This window comes from Azospira sp. MPR-LB4 (assembly GCF_058809525.1).
On sequence record NZ_CM179521.1, the window covers coordinates 1,200,793 to 1,220,296 of the forward strand.

Consider the following 19,504-nt stretch of genomic DNA (forward strand, 5'->3'; position numbering starts at 1 on the left):
TCAGGCGTTTTCCCCGCCGGCGGCGTAGAGGCGGCTAAAGCGCAGTTCTTCCGGATAGGGGAAGAAGTCCTCCACCCGCCCCTGGCGGATCTGCTCCTGGGCCGCCTGCCAGAATTCGGGCTGCAGCAGGTCCCGGTGGTGCTTGAGGAAGGCCTGGCGCACCGGCCGGGAGCCGAGCAGGAAGGTGGCGAACTCTTCCGGGAAAACGTCGTTGCGGGCCACGGAATACCAGGGCTCGCCGGACATTTCCAGTTCCGGATAGGGGGCTTCCGGGATGGCCCGGAAATTCATGTCGGTCATGTGTTCGATTTCGTCGTAGTCGTAGAAGACGATGCGGTTGTAGCGGGTGACGCCGAAGTTCTTCCACAGCATGTCGCCGGGGAAGATGTTGGCGATGGCCAGTTCCCGGATGGCGTTGCCGTAGTCCTTCACCGCCGCTTCCACCTTCTCTTCCGGGGCGTTGTCCAGATAGATGTTGAGGGGCGTCATGCGCCGCTCGATGTAGAGGTGCTTGATGATCAGGTCTTCCCCGTCCTCCTCCAGGAGGGAGGGCACCTGCTGCCGCAGTTCCTCCAGCAGGGCCGGATCGAAGCGGGAACGGGGCAGGGCCGCGTAGGAGAACTCCAGGGTGTCGGCCATGCGCCCCACCCGGTCCACCTGCTTCACCAGCTGGTACTTGTACTTGACCGTGGCGTGGTCCACTTCCTTGGAACTGCCAAAGACGTCCCTGATGATCTTGAAGACGTAGGGGAAGGAGGGCAGGGTGAACACCAGCATCACCAGGCCCCGGATGCCGGGGGCGACGATGAATTTGTCCTCCGAATGGCGCAGGTGGTAGATGAGATCGCGGAAGAACATGGTCTTGCCCTGCTTGCCCAGCCCCAGCATGGTGTACAGCTCGGAGCGGGGCTTGCCGGGCATGATGGAGCGCAGGAACTGGACGTAGCCGGAGGGCACTTCCATATCCACCATGAAATAGGCCCGGGACAGGGAAAAGAGGATGGAGATGCGCCAGGCGTCGAGCAGGATGGCATCCAGATAGAGCTTGCCGCCCGGGGTGTGCAGCACCGGGATGGCGAAGGGGTATTCCTGGTTGCCGTTGATGGCCTTGCCGATGATGTAGGCGCCCTTGTTGCGGTAGAAGGCGGAGTACAGCACCTGGATCTGGCAGTTGGCCTCCCGGGCCGGCAGTTCGCCCCCGAGATGGGTCCGGATGGTGCGGTAGAGGTAATCCACGTCCCGCTCCAGGTCCTCGAAATCCCGCTGCCAGTCGAAGTCCAGGATGATCTGGCGCATCGTTTCCGCGAGACCGCCCTCCCCCGGGTAGTAGCTGGAGTAGGTGGGCGGATTGGATTCGATGTTCTCCGTGGAGATGGCCGGCCGCACGAAGATGAAGTCGTTGTGGAAATAGGTTCGGTGCAGGATCTTGCAGCACACGGAGTTGAAGAAGGTCTCCGCCAGCTCCGGCTGCTTGTGATTGAGCAGCAGGCCGATGTAGAGCAGCTTCACCTGCTGCCAGGTGGCGTCGTCCAGGGCCTCGGCCCGGAATTCGTCGCGCAGGCGCTCGACGCACTCCTCCACCCGGTCATCGTAGAATCGGATGCGGTCCTTCACCGCCTTGTGCACCGCCAGCCAGTCACCGGACTCGAAACGGAACTTGGCCTCCCGGCTGGTCTGGCGGAACAGCCGGTAATGCTTGTTGAAGCCGTCGATGAGGGCAATGGCGATGCGATTGGCGGTGGCGGCGGTCGAAATGTCCATCGGCACGGGCGGGACGCGGAAGAAAGCGGAAATCTTAGCACCGGCCGGCCCCGCCCCCCGCGGAAATGGGCCCCGGACAGGCCCCGTGAGGGGCCCTGGGGAGGGAAAGGCGGGCATCCATCCCCACGGCATTCATTGCACGGTACGCAATAAGATTGCACCGGGTGATATAATATATATAAGAGTTGTCCGCACCTTTAACTACGAACTATGTGAGGGATTAGCATGTCTGCTGGTAAGTCGAAGATCATTTACACGCTCACTGATGAGGCGCCCCTGCTGGCGACCTGTGCTTTTCTGCCGATCATCCGCACCTTCACCGGTCCGGCCGGCGTTGAAATCGCCGAAAGCGACATTTCCGTGGCCGCCCGTGTCCTGGCCGAATTCTCCGACTACCTGCGCGACGACCAGAAGGTTCCGGACAACCTGGCCGAACTGGGCCGCCTGACCCAGGACCCCGACACCAACATCATCAAGCTGCCCAACATCAGCGCCTCCGTGGCCCAGCTGGTGGCTTGCGTCAAGGAACTGCAGGCCAAGGGCTACGCCATCCCCGACTACCCGGAAAACCCCACCACGGACGAGGAAAAGGCCCTCAAGACCCGCTACGGCAAGTGCCTGGGCTCCGCCGTGAATCCGGTGCTGCGCGAAGGCAACTCCGACCGCCGCGCCCCGGCCGCCGTCAAGAACTACGCCAAGAAGCACCCCCACTCCATGGGTGAATGGAAGCCCTGGTCCCAGACCCACGTGGCCCATATGGACCACGGTGACTTCTACCACGGCGAAAAGTCCCTGACCCTGGACAAGGCCCGGGACGTGAAGATGGAACTGGTCACCAAGAGCGGCAAGACCATCGTGCTGAAGCCCAAGGTGGCCCTCAAGGACGGCGAGATCATCGACTCCATGTTCATGAGCAAGAAGGCCCTGTGCGACTTCTACGAGAAGGAACTGGAAGACTGCCGGCAGGCCGGCATCCTCTTCTCCCTGCACGTGAAGGCCACCATGATGAAGGTGTCCCACCCCATCGTCTTCGGCCACTGCGTCAAGATCTACTACAAGGAAGCCTTCGAGAAGCACGGCAAGCTGTTCGACGAGCTGGGCATCAACGTCAACAACGGCATGGCCACCCTCTACGAGAAGATCGACACCCTGCCCGAATCCAAGCGCGACGAGATCATCCGCGACCTGCACGCCTGCCAGGAGCACCGTCCCCGTCTGGCCATGGTGGACTCCGCCAAGGGCATCACCAACTTCCACTCCCCCAACGACATCATCGTGGACGCTTCCATGCCCGCCATGATCCGCGGCGGCGGCAAGATGTGGGGTGCCGACGGCAAGCCTTACGACTGCAAGGCCGTGATGCCTGAATCCACCTTCGCCCGCATCTACCAGGAGATGATCAACTTCTGTAAGTGGCACGGCAACTTCGATCCCAAGACCATGGGCACCGTGCCCAACGTCGGCCTGATGGCCCAGAAGGCCGAGGAATACGGCTCCCACGACAAGACCTTCGAAATCGCCGAAGCCGGCATCGCCAACATTGTGGACCTGGCCACCGGCGAAGTGCTGCTGTCCCAGAACGTGGAAGAAGGCGACATCTGGCGCATGTGCCAGGTGAAGGACGAGCCGATCCGCGACTGGGTCAAGCTGGCCGTCACCCGTGCCCGCAACTCCGGCATGCCTGCCGTCTTCTGGCTGGACCCCTACCGTCCCCACGAGGCCGAGCTGATTAAGAAGGTGGAGAAGTACCTCAAGGATCACGACACCAGCGGCCTGGAAATCCACATCATGTCCCAGGTGCGCGCCATGCGCTTCACCCTGGAACGGGTCGCCCGCGGCCTGGATACCATCTCCGTCACCGGCAACATCCTGCGCGACTACCTGACCGACCTGTTCCCCATCATGGAACTGGGCACCTCCGCCAAGATGCTCTCCATCGTGCCCCTGATGGCTGGCGGCGGCATGTACGAAACCGGTGCCGGCGGCTCCGCGCCCAAGCACGTGCAGCAGCTGGTGGAAGAAAACCACCTGCGCTGGGATTCCCTGGGCGAGTTCCTGGCCCTGGCCGTGTCCCTGGAAGAGCTGGGCATCAAGACCGGCAACGCCAAGGCCAAGCTGCTGGCCAAGACCCTGGATGAGGCCACCGGCAAGCTGCTGGACGAGAACAAGTCCCCCTCCCGCCGTACCGGCGAGCTGGACAACCGGGGCAGCCAGTTCTACCTGGCTCTGTACTGGGCCCAGGCCCTGGCCGCCCAGTCCGAGGACAAGGACCTGGCCACCAAGTTCGGCCCCCTGGCCAAGTCCCTAGCCGAAAACGAGCAGAAGATCGTGGACGAGCTGAAGGCGGTCCAGGGCAAGCCCGTGGATATCGGCGGCTACTACCTGGCCGACCAGGCCAAGGTGACCGCCGTGATGCGCCCCAGCGCCACCCTCAACAGCCTGCTGCAGGCCGCCAGCGCCGCCTGATCGGCACCTGCCCGGCCCACGGCCCGGTCCAGCCCCCGTCCCGGGGTTTGGCCGGGCCGTTTTTCTTGTGTCGGCACCGGCCTTGCCACCTGCCGGACGCACCCTCCCGTTCCGCCTCTCTTCCGCCCCCCTTCTCTGCTCCTCTCCCCGCCAGCTTCCCGGTGGACAACACCCGATTTCCGCCGGCGCCAGCCCCATGTCCCGGCCCTGGATGGGCGTCTGTCCCCCCTCCCCGTTTTTCATACATAATGCCCCGGTGCCGGCCTGAGTTTCTCCTGGCCCACGGCCCTCGCCCGGCATGATCACGACGGGGTTTCAACGCAAAACCCTGCGCTCACATAACAACTCTCATCTCTCATGGAGCTAAGGAAATGAGTTCACACATCAAAGTCCCTCAGGGCGGGCAGAAGATCATCCCGGGCCAGCCCATTCCCAATAACCCCATCATTCCCTTCATCGAAGGTGACGGCATCGGCGTGGACATCACCCCGGTGATGATCAAGGTGGTGGATGCGGCCGTGCAAAAAGCCTATGGCGGCCAGAAGAAAATCCACTGGATGGAGGTTTACGCCGGCGAGAAATCCACCCAGATCTACGGTGCCGACGAGTGGCTGCCCAAGGAAACCTTCGACGCTCTCAAGGAATACTCGGTCTCCATCAAGGGGCCCATGACCACCCCGGTGGGCGGCGGCATCCGCTCCCTCAACGTGGCCCTGCGCCAGGAGCTGGACCTCTACCAGTGCGTGCGCCCGGTGCAGTACTTCAAGGGCGTGCCTTCCCCCCTGAAGCAGCCCGAGCTGTGCAACATGGTGATCTTCCGCGAGAACACGGAGGACATCTACGCCGGCATCGAGTGGGCCCACGGCTCCGAGGCCTGCAAGAAGGTGATCAAGTTCCTGCAGGAGGAGATGGGGGTGAAGAAGATCCGCTTCCCAGAATCCTCCGGCATCGGCATCAAGCCCATCTCCGTCGAAGGCACCGAGCGCCTGGTGCGCGCCGCCATCAAGTACGCCATCGACAACGGCCGCAAGTCGGTGACCATCGTGCACAAGGGCAACATCATGAAGTTCACGGAAGGCAACTTCCGCGACACGGCCTATGCCCTGGCCAAGCGCGAGTTCGGCGGCGTCGACATCGACGGCGGTCCGTGGCAGAAACTGCCCAACGGCATCGTCATCAAGGACGCCATCGCCGACGCCTTCCTGCAACAGATCCTGCTGCGCCCGGCCGAGTACGACGTGATCGCCACCACCAACCTCAACGGCGACTACATCTCCGATGCCCTGGCGGCCCAGGTGGGCGGCATCGGCATCGCTCCCGGCGCCAACATCTCCGACCAGTACGCCTGTTTCGAGGCCACCCACGGCACGGCGCCCAAGTATGCCGGCAAGGACAAGGTGAACCCCGGTTCCCTGATCCTCTCCGCCGAGATGATGCTGCGCCACCTGGGCTGGAAGGAGGCGGCGGACCTCATCATCAAGTCCATGGAAGCGGCCATCGGCGACAAGGTGGTGACCTACGACTTCGCCCGGCTCATGGAAGGGGCGACGGAAGTGTCCTGCTCCGAGTTCGGCGAGGCCATGATCGCCCGCATGTAAGCCGCCGCTGCGGCCACAAAAAAAGCCCCGCCATGCGGGGCTTTTTCTTTCTGCCTGCCAGCCGGGACCGGCTGGAGAAGCGCGTCAGATCTCGCTGATGACGGCGCTCTCGGGCAGGCGGGACTTGGGCAGGCGGGCATTGAAGTCGTCCTCGCTGCGGTAGCCCAGGGCCACCATGACCCGGCTGCGCAGCCCCTTGGCCTTGAGGCCCAGGGCCTCGTCCACGGCCTCGGGGCTGAAACCCTCGATGGGGCAGGCATCGATGCCCAGGGCGCCGGCCCCCAGCAGCAGGGTACCCAGGGCCAGATAGACCTGGCGGTCCATCCAGGCGGCCTCGTCCTGCAGCTGCTGCTGGTGCAGGCCCACGTAGAAGGCCCGGCCCTTGGCCTGGGCTGCCTTGGCCTCGGCGTTGGCAAAGCGGCCGTCTGCCTCCTCCTGCGCCAGGATGGCCGCCAGATGGCCTTCATCCAGGCTTTCCCGGGCGCACAGCACCACCACCTGGGAAGCATTGCGCACCTTGGGCTCGTTGTAGGGGAAATCGGCGGTGAGGGTGGCGGCGATGCGGCCCTTGGCAGCGTCGCTGCCGGCGATGACGAAATGCCAGGGCTGGGAATTGACGGAGGACGGGGCATTGCGCAGCAGGGTGCGCAAGGCCGCCAGATCGTCGGCGGCAATCTTGCGGCTGGGATCGAAGGCCTTGGTGGTGTAGCGTTGTGCGGCTACCTGGGCGATGTTCATGGAAGCTCCTGGGAATAGGGGAAGAAATTTGCCCGGGAGCATACCGCCGCCCGGGGCCGAAGCAAAGGCCGGGAATTCCCGGCCGGCCAACCTCCCGACTCGGGGCCGGCGCCGGCCGCCCCTCAGGCGCCCTTGCCCATCCGCGCCAGCACGTGGCGGGCCATGCCCTTGGCCAGTTCGTCCTCGCCCATGAAGACCGTGCCCAGGCTCTCCTGGCGCAGCAGGCCGGCCTCCTCCTCGGAGTGGGTGCGCAGCACCACTTCGATGGCCGGATTTAGGGTGCGGGCCATGTCCACGATCTTGCGCACGTCCAGGGTGTCGGGCGTGGCGATGACCAGCATGCCGGCCCGGGCGATATGGGCCTGGATCAGCACCGCCGGGTCCGAGGCATCGCCGGAGACGGCAGGCACCCCCCGCTCCCGCAGCTTCTCCACCACCTGGCGGTGCTGCTCGGCCACCACATAGGGAATCTTCTGGGCATCCAGGGCCTCGGCGATGCGCCGGCCGACCCGGCCGTAGCCCACCAGCACCACCTGGCCGGAGAGGAAATGCTCTTCCACCGTGGTCGGCAGGGCGGCCGTCGGGTCTTCCCGCATCTCCAGGCGCCGCGCCAGGGCGGAATGGGCCAGGGCCCATTTGCGGGCCGGACCGATGGCGGCAAAGACGACGGAGTTGAAGGCGATGGAAATCAGGGCCCCGGCCAGGATCAGGCTCTGCCCGGCCTTGGGCAGCAGGTCCAGGGCAACGCCCAGGCCGGCCAGGATGAAGGAGAACTCGCCGATCTGGGCCAGGCTGGCGCCGACTGTGAGGGCGGTGTTGAGGGGATAGCGGAAGGCCAGCACCAGCAGGATGGCGGCCACCGTCTTGCCGACGATGACGACGGCGGCCACCGCCAGCACCTTGCCCGGTTCCTGCAGCAGCACCTGGGGATCGAAGAGCATGCCGACGGAGACGAAGAACAGCACCGAGAAGGCGTCCCGCAGGGGCAGGGATTCCTCCGCCGCCCGGTGGGCGAAATCGGATTCGCGCATCATCATGCCGGCGAAGAAGGCGCCCAGGGCGAAGGAAACGCCGAAGAGTTTGGCCGAGCCGTAGGCCACGCCGACGGCGGCGGCAATGACGCAGAGGGTGAACAGCTCCCGGGAGCCGGTGCGGGCCACGGCCCACAGGATGCGCGGGAAGACCCGCCGCCCCACCACCAGCATGAGGGCGATGAAGGCTCCCACCTTGGCCAGGGTCACCGCCAGGGTGCCCCACAGGCTGCCGCCGGCGCCGTGGGCATCGGCAGCGCTGCCGCCCAGCAGCTCGGCCAGGGGCGGCATCAGCACCAGCACCAGGACGCACACCAGGTCCTCCACCACCAGCCAGCCGACGGCGATGCGGCCATTCACCGAATCCAGGATGCCCCGGGTCTCCAGAGCCCGCAGCAGCACCACGGTGGAGGCGCAGGAGAGGGCCAGGCCGAAGACCAGGCCGCCGCCGAAAGACCAGCCCCAGTACATGGCCAGCACGGTGCCCAGGGCGGTGGCCACGGTGATCTGCACCACGGCGCCGGGAACGGCGATGCGGCGCACATTCATCAGGTCTTCCAGGGAGAAGTGCAGGCCGACGCCGAACATCAGCAGCATGACGCCGATCTCGGCCAACTGGCCGGCCAGCTCCACGTCGGCGACGAAGCCCGGGGTGGCCGGGCCCATGATGATGCCGGCAATGAGGTAGCCGACCAGGGGGGGAATCTTCAGGCGGGCAGCAATGAAGCCCAGGATCATGGCCAGGCCGAAGCCGGCGGCCACGGTGGTGATGAGGCTGATGTCGTGGGGCATGTTGCGGTCCTTGCGGGGAGTGTTAGCAGACTAGCGCCAAACAGGCGGCCACGCACTCCCCTCCCCTCGACATCCGCCGGGATCGGGCCGACACGCGCTGACCTTTCGCCCGGCGAAGCCCATTGTCCCACGAAGGGCGCCGCGGCTGGATCAGGGAAACGCCGGACAAACGGACGACAGACACCGCGCCGGGGACCCGGTGCGGCCAGGAAAAGTCGGGGGAAAAACAGCGGGGCGAGGCCCGCCGCTCAGAACAGGGGCGCCAGGGCCTTGTCCAGGTCTTCCAGCTTCATGCCGCCCAGCTTGCGGGCGACGATGTGGCCCTGGCGGTCCAGGATCACCGTGTAGGGCAGGCCGGCCTTCTCGTTGCCCAGCTGGCGCATCAGGTCCAGCCCGGGCTGCAGGCCGGAAACCAGCACCGGGTAATTCACCTCGTAGGCAGAGGCGAATTCCTTCACCGCCTCCTTGCCCTCTTCCACCGCCACGCCGACGATGGTCAGGCCCTTGGCCTTGTACTTGTTCTGGATGCTCACCAGATCGGGAATTTCCTTGCGGCAGGGGCCACACCAGCGGGCCCAGAAATTCACCACCAGGGGCTTGCCCCGATAGCGTTCCAGATTCACCTTCTCGCCGGCGGTATCGGGAAAACTGGCGGCGAAGAGCGGCGCCGCGGAGGCCTGCTCTTCGGCAACAGCCGCCAGGGGAGCGGCAAACAGCAGGGCGGAGGCCAGGGCGGCGAGGGAGGAACGCAAGGGCAGCATGGGCATCAGGGCAGGTCGGTTTTGCGGAAAGTCAGGAAGCCGGCCAGGGCGGCAGCGCTGCCCAGGAGGACCGGATAGGCCAAAGCATAAACCTTGTAACCGAGAACGCCAAAGGTATCCAGGATCACGTACGCGGAGGGCCCGAGGACGATCAACTGGGGGTCGAAGAGGGCCAGGGCCGCGGTGCGGAACACCTGCAGGGGGTTGGCCAGGGCGATGCCGATCACCGTTTCCGGGCTGACCTGGCCCTGGATCAGGACGCCGAGGAGGATCAGGTCGAGGAACACCAGCATCAGCAGCCAGACCATGAAGGCCGTGCCCTGAGCCACGTCGGTGCTGCGGGCCAGGGTGGAGATGAGCATGCCGATACCGAGGAAGCACCAGGCCATGGCGGCCAGCAGGGCGGTGTAATAGACGAACATGCCCCAGGGCACTTCGATGCCCTTGATCAGGGCCCACAGCACGGCGCCCAGCATGGCGACGAAGACCGGCAGGAAGATGGTGACGTAGCGGCCCAGGAACTTGCCCCAGAACCAGGCCGCCAGGCCCACGGGCAGGGACAGCAGATATTCGAAGACCCCCGCCTCCCGGTCGCCGGCGACGGAGCGCACGGTGGTGACGAGGACGAAGATGGGCAGGATGGCCATGGCCAGCTGGATGTAGGTCACCAGCAGGCGGGACAGGCCAATGAAGCCCAGGACCCGGGATTCGGTCAGGCCGAAGGCGAACAGCAGGGCCACGATGCCGCCGAAGACCAGGCTGTAGATGAGGAACCAGCGGGCCCGCAGGGATTCCACGATGTCGAGTTTGGCGGTGAGCCAGAGGGTTTTCATTGCTGTCCTATTCCCTGAGTGTTTTTATTTGCCTTTGGCGAGGACCTGCTTCTTCGCTTCGTCGAAGCCGATGCTGCCCTCCACCTTGTCGGCCACGGCCCCGAAGCCGTAGGCCATGGGAGTGCGCTTGCCGCTCACGTAATAGGCCTTGCGTGCGTCGAGCCAGCGGCCGTCGCGGGAATCGGCGATCCAGAATTCCATGCGCGGGTCCGACGACCAGGGCTGGTGCTCGCTCCAGAAAATGGCGCAGCCGAAATCGTCGAACTTGTAGACCTTCTTGCTGTGGGGATCGCGGATCTGGGCCGCGTAGGCCTTGTCGCTGATGGCCATGCCGCAGCGGGTGCAGCCGTCCCGGTCCCACTTGATTTCCACCGGGCCGCTGCTGGGCTGGCCGCCGCAGCCGGCGAGGGAGACGAAAACGCCGGCCGGCACCGAGAAGAGGAAGGTGCGGCGCTTCATTGCAGGGTCACTCCCGTGACCTCCTGCATGTCGATGCGGGTCAGCAGGCCGACGTAGCGCGACACCATGCCGAGGAAGCGCAGGCGGTCCGGGCCGGCCACCTGGCCGTGCCAGGAGAGGCCCTCGTTGCGGGCGGCGAAGCCCCAGCCTTCCAGGGCCTTGGCGATGGCCGGGTCGGCCCGGCGCAGGTCCACATGGCAGTCGAGCAGGGTATCCATGCCGGAATCGTCGGCCACCCGGTCGTCCAGCACCACCTTGCCCATGTCCATCTCGATCACCCGGTTCACCAGGGCCGCCACCTCGTCGAGACGGTGGCTGGAAATGATCATGGTGCAGTTGTCCTGGCGCTCGGCCAAGAGCTGGAAGAAGATGTGACGGGCTTCCGGGTCCAGGTTGGCGGCCGGTTCGTCCATCACCAGCACCTGGGTGTCGCGCCCCAGGGCGATGGCGATCAGCAGCTTCTGCTTCATGCCGCCGGAAAGGCGGTTGAAGGGACGGGCGGCGATGGCGTCCACGTCCAGGCCGAGGCGGTCGGCGATGGCGTGGATGCGCCGGGGATCGGACTTGCACACGGCAGCGGCGAAAGTCACCAGCTGGCCCACGGGCATTTTCAGGGGCGGCGGCAGCTGGGGCACGAAGCCTACCTTGCCCAGCACGTCGGCCCGATGGGTCCGGGGCGCCTTGCCGTCGATGCTGACCTCGCCGCCGTAGGTGTATTCCCCCAGCAGGCAGCGGATCAGGGTGGTCTTGCCGGCACCGTTGGAGCCGATCAGGGCAATGCGCTCGCCCAGCTGGATGTCCAGGCTGACTCCGGCCAGCACCTGGGCCTTCTTGAAAATCTTGCTGACGTTGTCGAAACGGATCATGGGAAAGGAGATTTCTCGCAAAGCGTTACAGGGCCAAGGCCGCAGGATGCCAAAGCCCGGGCTGCGGCGCTTTGATATTTATCTCCTTCGGCTCCATTTTTCCTAAAGCAGTTTGTCCAGACCCTTGACCCCGTAGGTCAGGGCGCCGCTGGGGCAGGTGTCCACGCACAGGCCGCAACGGGTGCAGTCGGGGCCGATGGACATCACCGCCTCCTCGGCCCGGCCCTTGATGACCACGTCGAGAACGTGGGGCACCAGGCAGACCTTGCGGCAATCGCCTTCATGGAAGCACTTGTCCAGGCGGTAGACGATGCGCAGGGGCGACACGGTGCCCACCATACCGTAGGTCAGGCCGATGGGACAAACATATCGGCACCAGGCCCGGCGCGAGTAGAAAACTTCGAACAGGAGCAGCAGGAAGACCCAGGCCAGGGCCAGGCTGGGGCCGTAGATCAGGGCCCGGGACAGGATACCGGTGGGGGACAGGGTCTCGAACACGGTGTAGCCGGTGACGATGGCCAGCAGGGAGAACAACACCCAGAACACGGTGCGGGTGCCCCGGTGGAACTCGTGGTCGGTGACCCACTTCTTCTCCACCAGCTTCAGGTGCAGGGCCTCGAACCATTCCGCCACCAGGTGGTAGGGACAGACCCAGGAGCAGAAGGTGCGCCCCCCCAGCAAGACCCAGAGGAAGAACACGGTGGCGGTGCCGATCAGCAGGTTCACTATGATGTGCTTGTGGGCCAGCATCACCTGCAGGGCGGAGTTGAGATCGATCAGGTGGAAGCCGACGAAGCGGGAGGCGGTGAGGGCCCCCTCCAGCATCTGGATGTCCAGCCAGAAGGAGACGACGAAGAGCAGGTTCACGGCGATGAGCACGGCCCAGCGGCGGTTGCGCCACTTGTGCTGCAGCAGCTGGTGCTCCCGGGTGTGCTGCTTCATGGCCTCGAAGTCGGCCTTGTTGAGGCGCTTCAGCTTGTGGATCTGTTCCGCCTCCGGACTGTAGGCGGCGGGCTTTTGCGGCTCCCGGCCGAGCATGACCAGGAGCTTTTCCTTGAAGCTTTTCATTTCAGGCCTCCCAGGTCTTGCGTTCGTCCACCACGATGGCGGCCATGCCGCCCGCTTCCACGGGGCAGATCATTTCGCAGACGCCGCAGCCGACGCATTGTTCCAGGACCTCCGGCACCGCCCGTTTGACGCCGTCGCCGTTGTCCACGAACTTGAGGCGGATGGCGTCCTTGATCGGGCATTCGGTGACGCACAGGTCGCACAGTTCCCGCTCGTAGGGATGGTCCGCCACCGGAATGGGTTTCCAGCGGTCCACATCCATGTAGCGCATGGTGCCCTTGAAGCCGGCGCCCCGGGCCTGCCCCTTGAAGCCCTTGCCCTGGGCCGCCAGACAGATCTGGGGCTGGGCCAGGCGGGCCAGGCCCATGCGTTCCTTCAAGTTGAGGGTGGGCTCCGGGTCCTTTTCCTTGGCCTTGAGGATGGGCAGGCGGGCCAGGTGGGCGCCGGGCCGCACCGGCAGAAAGTCGGGCTTGATGTAGGTGAGGGCGCCGGTGGGACAGGCCAGGATGCACTGGCCGGCATCGCAGGAAAAGTCGCAGGCCTGCTCCCGGGCGTCGATGTGGGGCACGCCGATGCCGTAGCCGTCCGTGAGATCGCCCAGCTTGATGGCCTGCACCGGGCAGACCTGGACGCACTGGCCGCACTTGATGCAGGAGGCGAGGAAGTCCTTTTCATCCAGGGCGCCGGGAGGACGCAGGCGGGTGCGGCTGGCCCGGGCCACGGGCAGATAGCCCAGCAGGGCCAGGCCGACTATGCCGCCGGTCAGGAGGGAACTGCGGATGAAGCGGCGGCGGGCAGTGCGCTGCTTGGCAGAGCCGGCGGGCTTGGCAGCATTGCCGGCAGGCGTATCGGATTCCGGGTTGTTGTCACTCATGGTGCTTTCCTCCGGGGATTCTTGAACACCGGGGCTTCGTCCCGCACCATCAGCACGGGGTCGGAAAAGGGAGCCAGGCGCTCGAGGAAATCCAGTGATTCCATCATGGGGGCGCTCTTGAAAAAGAGGGCAAAGGGCACTTCCATCCACAGGCGGTCGGCGTAGGCGTAATCCTCGTAGGGCGTGTCGCCGACACCATCATTGTTGCGGTCGAAGCCCTGGTAGCCGTCCCAGTAGTTGCCGTGCCAGCGGTTATGGGCGGCACCGCCGCCCCCGGCCACGGCCACGTCGGCCAGGTTGCCCTCGAAGACATTGCTCTCGAAGACGCTGCCCTCCCGGTCGGAGACGAAGCTGACGGCAATGCCGTTGAAGGCGAAGCGGTTCTTGCGCACCTCGGTCTTGGAGCCGGGCTCGAAGGGCGACAGGTCGGTGCCGATGCCGGTGGAGCAGTAGAGGATTTCGTTGCCCTCGATGACCGTGTTGCTGGCCTCCTTCAGGCCCACGGCCATGCCGGTGGCGCCGGTGGCATGGGAGATGGTGTTGTTGCGGATGTAGGCGCCGTTGGTGTACATGAGATACACGCCGACGGCGTTGTCGTAGAAGCGGTTGCCCTCCACCGTGTTCTCGTGGGCGAACATGAAGTGGATGGAATAGCGGCTGCGCCGGCTGACGTTGTTGCGGAAGACGTTATGGTCGGAATACCAGGCCACCATGTCCCGGGAATCCTCGATTTCATTGCCTTCCAGCAGGTTGTTCTTGCTGTACCAGAGGCGCACGCCGTCGCCCCGCAGGCCCAGGTCGAAGGGCTTGGAGCGGATGTAGTTGCGGGTCAGCTTGTTGTCGTTGGACTGCTTCAGGTCGATGCCGAAAAGACAGTTGGTGATGCGTACCTGGTCGACCACGTTGCGGTCGCCGCGCACATTGAGACAGGCATCGTCGCTGTCGTGGGAACCGCCGGAATTGGTCAGATGCACGCCGCGCAGCACGGCGCCGCTGGTGTCCAGGACGAAGACCGTGCCCTTGCCGCCGCCGTCGATGATGACCTGGCCCTGGGCCTCGATGGTCAGGGGCTTGTTCACCACCACCGGACCGGAATAGCTGCCGGCCGGCACCTTCAGCACCGAACCTTCGGGAGCCTGATTGACCAGGTCCTGGAACCAGGGAATGCCGGCCACCGCCGGCGCCGTGGGCAGGGGCACCTTCTCGCCGGAGGCGCCCCAGGCGCTGCCGGCAGGCTTGCCCATGCCGTCATCCGCACTGGATGCGACTGCCGGCGTATCGGTGGCGGCGCCGAGGGCCCGCAGGGCGTAATCCGGGTCTCCCACGGCAACGCTTACCGCCGCCCACACCAGCAACGGCGAGGCGGCGACTGCAAGCAGGCGTCTCACTCGGCAGCCCCCTCGCGCACCTGCTTGCGCCGGATCAGCAGGGCCGGCATGAGGCTGAGGAACATCAGCACCAGCAGGCCGTAACCCCAGTAGGGATAGGAGTAGGTGGAGAACTGGGCCACCTTGCCTTCGCCGAAGACGGTGGGCATGAAGGGCTTCACCGTGAAGGCGCCCCAGGGGTGCAGGTTGTGGCCGAAGAACCACAGCCAGGCGGCGTAGGTGACGACGAAGAAGAGGGGCAGCAGGGCCGGCACCAGGGCCAGCAGCAGGCTGAAATTGCGCACCTTGGCAACGCCGGCGACGACGATGCCCATGACCAGGATCAGGCCGACGATGACGATGTGGCTGATGAGGGTGACGTTATCGCCCCAGGCCTTGATCTTCTCCGGTTCCTTGAAGAAGGTGCCGGCCTCCTGGACGTAGGCTTCGACGTGGCTGGCCAGATGGCCGAGCACGTACTGGTCCACCAGCATCCAGGCGGCAACGGCGGCAAAGCCGGCGGACAGGACCAGGATGCGGGTCTTGCGCTTGGTCACCATGAAGCCGGCCAGCATGACGGCGAAGAAGCCGAAGAAGAACTTGGCCAGGGGCTTCTCCACCGGGGCACCGGTGGCGATGGGGAACATGCCCACGTAGTGGTTGATGGTGTTCATCTCGTGGACGCAGTCCAGGCCCTGGGCCCCCTTGTTCACGTCCTTCTTGGCATCCAGGATGGGGTTGTAGCGCTCGGTGTTTTCGTCCAGGTCCTGCTGGATGATTTCGTTGGCCATGCGGGTGCCGACCCCGGCCGCCTTGCAGCCGTTGTAGACGCCATCGAAATGGAAGTGGATGCGGATGCCGTCAGGAAAGGCGTCCTTGGGGTAGTTCGGTGCCGTCAGGGAGACCCACCAGATGGGGGCGAAATAGGCGGCCACCATGGCCACCAGGGCGATCAGGGTCAGTCCCTGGACCAGGCGAGTCTGTTTGGTTTGGGTATCCATGTTCTGCTGTCTCTCGAAAAGCAGCCCCGCTTACCGGCGACGGCCGCAGGATGGTAGTGCTAGTTATTTTTGACCGGCCTTCCCTGAACCGCCGGAGGCCCTCTCCCCGGGAGAGGGGTGGATGGAGGAAGGATCGGGCCTCCCCCTCATCCGGGGCCTCCCTGCGGGGAGGCCCAGAGTGTTGCAAGCTTACTTCTTCTTGCCCGGCTTGGCTGCACACATGGAGCCAGGCATGGTCATGCTGGACTGGTAGGCGGAGATGGCCACCAGCTGTTCGTTGTTGTACTTCTTGATGATCTTCACCATGTCCGGGTTGGCGTTACGGCGGTGGCCGTCGCGGATCTCGGTCATCTGGCGCAGCAGGTACTTGTAGTGCTGGCCGGCGATCACGGGGTAGAACTTGTCCTTGACGCCTTCGCCGTTCTTGCCGTGGCACTCCAGACATTCCTTCTCGTACAGCTCCTTGCCCTTGGCGATCTGCATGGAGGCGTCGACGCCCTCATACTTGCCGTGGTCGGTGGGGATGCACAGGCCTTCAATGTAGGCAGCCACATCAGCCAGTTCCTGGGGATCGGTCAGGGTGGCGGCGAAGGGATACATGGTGGGGTTGTCGCGCAGACCGGCACGGATGTCGGCCATCTGCTTGATCAGCACGGTGGTGTGCTGGCCGGCGAGCTGGGGGAAGGTGCCATCGGGACGGCCGGCACCGGAAGGCAGGTGACAGGCGCCGCAGACCTCGTAGGCTTCCTGGCCGCGCTTCTTGTCGCCCTTGAGCTTCAGGGCTTCGATCTTCTCGCCCTCCTGGGCATTCCACTTGTAGTCCTTCGACTCGATACCGCCTTGGTGGGGAGCCGGCGGACCGGCATGGGCCACCCCCAGGGCGATGAGGGAAAGGGAGGCGGCGATGATCAGCTTTTTCATTTGAATCCCCTTACAGAGAGAAAATTGCTATGTACTAATGTTAGTCGGGCCCGGCGGGGCCTGTATTTGATGCGGGTCAATCCGAAAAAAAGACGCCGGTCGGCAAGCTAGCCGCACCGCCGTCCTCCGGGGATTCGGATCAGGGCTTGACCTTGGACAGGTAGTCGGCCAGCGCCTTGATTTCTTCGTCATTGACCAGATGCATGACACCCTTCATGGCGGCAGTCTGGCCGTTGTTGCGGGCGCCGCTCTTGATGTCCTTCATCTGCTGCTCGGCGTAGGCGGCATTCTGGCCGGCCAGCTTCGGGTAGTTGGGCATCAGGGGCTTCTTGCCCTCGGCACCGTGACAGGCATTGCAGGTCTTCTCGGCAAACAGCTTGGCGCCGTCGGCAGCAAAGGCGGGGGCGGCCACAGCGGCGGCCAGGGCGGTGAAAAGCACCAGTTTTTTCATGGGTATTCCCTTTCATAAGAAAACGGGGAGCATGGTGATGCTCCCCGCGTTCAACAACTATTACCTGAATCAAATCCGGCGGATTACTTCACCTTCTTGGCGCCGTTCTGTTCCAGATAGGTCTTGGCGCGCAGGCCGAGGTCGGCTGCCTTCACCTGGTACTGCCAGACTTGCTCGGCCCACAGGGTGGCCTGGTTCCAGTCCTTCTTCTTGGCAGCGTCTTCATGCTTGGCCTTGGCGTCCTTGATCTTGTTCAGCTGATCGACGGCGTCGTCCATCATGTTCACCACGTCCGGGAAATCCTTGTAATTCACGGAGGTGATGTAGCCGACCACCTGATCGATGACGGCCTGGGTATCGGCCACCTTCTTCAGCTGCTTCTTGTAGTCGTCTTCGCTGTAGATCGCCTTCTCGGCACCGGCCGTCTTGGTCGCCTTCCAGCCCTTCGGCTTGACCAGGAGGTAGCCCTGCATTTCCAGGTGCAGCGCGGAGCAGAACTCGGTGCAGTAGTAGGGATAGACGCCTTCCTTGTCGGCCTTGAACTTGACCGTGACGGTCTTGCCCGGCTCGACGGAAGCATGGACGTTGTAGGTGGAGACGGTGAAGCCGTGGGTCTCGTCCTGGGCCCGTTCGAGGTTGGTCAGGTGGATGGTGATTTCGTCGCCCACCTCGGCCTCGATGGTTTCCGGGGTGATGTGGGAACGGATCAGGGTACCCTTGACCTCGATCTTGTTGCCCTTCTTGGTGGTGACTTCCTCACCGGCACGGACGGCGCCGGGGTGCGGCTTGTCGGTGCGGGAGTCGGTACCCACCTTGTAGCGGACGCCGGGCTTCAGCTTGGCGGCATCGATGGCGACAACGTAGTGCGGCTCGCCCAGCGGCAGGGGCATGTCGTACAGGAGCTGCATCTTGTCGTTGCTGATGTCGATCAGCTGGTGGTTCTGCGGGTGCAGGGGACCGACGGGCACGAAGCGGTCGATGGACAGCTTGTTCAGCGCCACCAGGTAACGGCCCTTGGGATCGGCGGAGTCACCTTCCATGGTCATCAGGTGACCGATGTTGTAGTGCACGCTGATTTTGTCGAGAACCTTGCCTTCACAGAAGTTCCACTTCACCACCTGGGAATCCACGTACAGGGAGGTGTAGGCCAGACACTGCTTGGAGTCGTACTGGGTGTGCAGGGGGCCGAGGCCCAGTTGCACCTGGGTGTGCAGCGCGTCCTTCATGGCGATCACGGGGATGCCGTAGGCGTCCTTGGACTCGAACTTGCCGGCCTTGATGGCGGCCTGGATCTTGTCGAAGGAATACACGGACACGTGGGTGTCGAGCTTGCCGGCAACGGTGATGAACTTGCCGTCCGGGGTCACGTCGACGCCGTGGGGAGACTTGGGTTCCGGAATCAGGAACAGCACGCCTTCCTTGACGGCAGTTTCGATTGCCAGGACGTTATGGCCGTTGATCTTCTTGGCCATGCCCTTGGCGACCAGTTCAGCAGCCTTCTTCCAGTTGATCACGTGCAGATAGTCGGTGTCCTTGGCGGAACAGCCGGCTTCATAGGGAGGACGACCCTTCTCGATACCGCCCACATAGCGCTCGGAGCAGAAGGAGTTGGTGAAGGACCAGCCGTCGGACGGACCCTTGCCAGCGTCGGACAAATCCTGGCTGTAGGGGGGCAGTTCGAGGGAGAAGGACTGCTTCGGATCGATGCGGCCTTCCTTGCGGTCAAACTTCCAGTAGGTGACGCCGCCGCGGTACTTCTCGTTGAACTCTTCGAGGGGGTAGAACTTCTTGTTTTCCAGCGGGGAAGCGTACTGGGCAGCCTCGATGACGTAGTCGGTGTTCGGGGTGACGAAGGCGCCGCCGTGTTCGGACTTGAAGATCGGGTTCACCACGATCTGCTTGGTCTCGAAATCGCGCAGGTCGATCACTGCCAGACGGGGATTGGCCTTGTCGTTGATGAAGAGGAACTGGCCGTCGTACTTGCCGTCGGTTTCGGAGATGGCCGGGTGGTGAGTATCACCCCAGGTGATCTGCTTGCCGTCGATCATGCCCTGGTTCAGCACGGCCTTGGAGTTCTCGTCGTAGCCGTAGCCCTGCCAGGGTTCGGGGGTGAACACGCCGATGTACTTGAGGATGCGCATGGACGGAATGCCATACACGATCACCTGACCGGACTGACCGCCGGAGGAGAAGGCGACGAATTCATCACGCTTACCGGTGGGAACGTAGGTCTTGGCCGCTGCCAGCAGGTCCTGCTGGGACAGGCTGCGACGTTTCATCACGTCCTGCAGGGACTCTGCTGCCGTGGCAGCCCCCGCTGCCGCGAAACCGATACCGGCTGCAACCAGCGCGGCGACGGTCTGCTTCATACGAGTCTTCATTTTGACTCTCCCGTTGATAAATAAAGGAAATTTCTCTGCTATTGCCCTAGGCACCATAGGGTGCGCACCTACTATGCGGCAATATGTCGCACATCATCGGCGCCGCCACACTTCTAAACTTTGATGCAGGTTAAAT

16 protein-coding genes are annotated in these 19,504 nt (G+C 64.2%); 2 read left to right on the forward strand and 14 right to left on the reverse strand.

Annotated features, from left to right (window positions below; genetic code table 11):
• Positions 1-1,761 (reverse strand): bifunctional isocitrate dehydrogenase kinase/phosphatase, encoded by a 1,761-nt coding sequence (aceK, locus tag AC3QLZ_RS05460; RefSeq protein ID WP_492783461.1) that lies wholly within the window; start codon positions 1,759-1,761, stop codon positions 1-3.
• A gap of 225 nt (positions 1,762-1,986) precedes the next feature.
• Between aceK and AC3QLZ_RS05465 the strand changes: the two genes are divergently transcribed.
• Together AC3QLZ_RS05465 and icd are read left to right on the forward strand one after the other, a co-directional pair.
• Positions 1,987-4,227, forward strand: a complete 2,241-nt coding sequence (locus AC3QLZ_RS05465) for an NADP-dependent isocitrate dehydrogenase (RefSeq protein WP_014238306.1) — start codon at positions 1,987-1,989, stop codon at positions 4,225-4,227.
• Between the two features lie 371 nt (positions 4,228-4,598).
• The gene (gene icd, locus AC3QLZ_RS05470) at positions 4,599-5,825 is read left to right on the forward strand and encodes an NADP-dependent isocitrate dehydrogenase (RefSeq protein ID WP_152089579.1); all 1,227 of its coding nucleotides are present in this window, start codon (positions 4,599-4,601) and stop codon (positions 5,823-5,825) included.
• A gap of 84 nt (positions 5,826-5,909) precedes the next feature.
• Here the strand turns inward: icd and nfsB are convergent, their stop codons facing one another.
• The 13 genes from nfsB to nosZ all read right to left on the reverse strand — a co-directional run bounded on the left by nfsB (position 5,910) and on the right by nosZ (position 19,368).
• On the reverse strand, positions 5,910-6,563 hold the full coding sequence (gene nfsB / locus AC3QLZ_RS05475) for an oxygen-insensitive NAD(P)H nitroreductase (protein ID WP_014238308.1): 654 nt from the start codon (positions 6,561-6,563) through the stop codon (positions 5,910-5,912).
• Positions 6,564-6,685: 122 nt separating this feature from the next.
• Positions 6,686-8,386, reverse strand: a complete 1,701-nt coding sequence (locus tag AC3QLZ_RS05480; RefSeq protein ID WP_130458919.1) for a cation:proton antiporter domain-containing protein — start codon at positions 8,384-8,386, stop codon at positions 6,686-6,688.
• A gap of 248 nt (positions 8,387-8,634) precedes the next feature.
• Positions 8,635-9,153 carry a TlpA family protein disulfide reductase gene (locus tag AC3QLZ_RS05485; protein ID WP_014238310.1) on the reverse strand — a complete coding sequence of 173 codons (519 nt, stop codon included), beginning with the start codon at positions 9,151-9,153 and terminating at the stop codon, positions 8,635-8,637.
• Positions 9,153-9,980 (reverse strand): ABC transporter permease, encoded by an 828-nt coding sequence (locus AC3QLZ_RS05490; protein ID WP_014238311.1) that lies wholly within the window; start codon positions 9,978-9,980, stop codon positions 9,153-9,155. The genes AC3QLZ_RS05485 and AC3QLZ_RS05490 overlap by 1 nt, the downstream gene beginning before the upstream one ends.
• A gap of 24 nt (positions 9,981-10,004) precedes the next feature.
• A complete protein-coding gene (locus AC3QLZ_RS05495) occupies positions 10,005-10,439 on the reverse strand; it encodes a protein NosL (protein ID WP_130458920.1) in 435 nt (144 codons plus the stop codon).
• Positions 10,436-11,305: an ABC transporter ATP-binding protein gene (locus AC3QLZ_RS05500; RefSeq protein ID WP_014238313.1), complete on the reverse strand. Its 870-nt coding sequence runs from the start codon at positions 11,303-11,305 to the stop codon at positions 10,436-10,438. Before AC3QLZ_RS05500 ends, AC3QLZ_RS05495 begins: the two co-directional genes overlap by 4 nt.
• A 102-nt stretch (positions 11,306-11,407) precedes the next feature.
• A complete protein-coding gene (locus tag AC3QLZ_RS05505) occupies positions 11,408-12,373 on the reverse strand; it encodes a NapH/MauN family ferredoxin-type protein (RefSeq protein WP_014238314.1) in 966 nt (321 codons plus the stop codon).
• Between the two features lies 1 nt (position 12,374).
• Entirely contained in the window at positions 12,375-13,247 is an 873-nt protein-coding gene (locus AC3QLZ_RS05510; RefSeq protein ID WP_205231381.1) for a 4Fe-4S dicluster domain-containing protein, read from the reverse strand.
• Complete coding sequence (nosD, locus tag AC3QLZ_RS05515; protein ID WP_492783462.1) at positions 13,244-14,635, reverse strand: nitrous oxide reductase family maturation protein NosD; 1,392 nt, start codon at positions 14,633-14,635, stop codon at positions 13,244-13,246. The genes AC3QLZ_RS05510 and nosD overlap by 4 nt, the downstream gene beginning before the upstream one ends.
• A complete protein-coding gene (locus AC3QLZ_RS05520) occupies positions 14,632-15,615 on the reverse strand; it encodes a hypothetical protein (protein ID WP_014238317.1) in 984 nt (327 codons plus the stop codon). The genes nosD and AC3QLZ_RS05520 overlap by 4 nt, the downstream gene beginning before the upstream one ends.
• A gap of 189 nt (positions 15,616-15,804) precedes the next feature.
• Positions 15,805-16,536, reverse strand: coding sequence for a c-type cytochrome (locus AC3QLZ_RS05525; RefSeq protein ID WP_152089584.1), 732 nt, complete (start codon positions 16,534-16,536; stop codon positions 15,805-15,807).
• Between the two features lie 139 nt (positions 16,537-16,675).
• Positions 16,676-16,987: a c-type cytochrome gene (locus AC3QLZ_RS05530; RefSeq protein WP_014238319.1), complete on the reverse strand. Its 312-nt coding sequence runs from the start codon at positions 16,985-16,987 to the stop codon at positions 16,676-16,678.
• Positions 16,988-17,070: 83 nt separating this feature from the next.
• The gene (nosZ, locus tag AC3QLZ_RS05535; RefSeq protein WP_014238320.1) at positions 17,071-19,368 is read right to left on the reverse strand and encodes a Sec-dependent nitrous-oxide reductase; all 2,298 of its coding nucleotides are present in this window, start codon (positions 19,366-19,368) and stop codon (positions 17,071-17,073) included.
• Between the last annotated feature and the right edge of the window lie 136 nt (positions 19,369-19,504).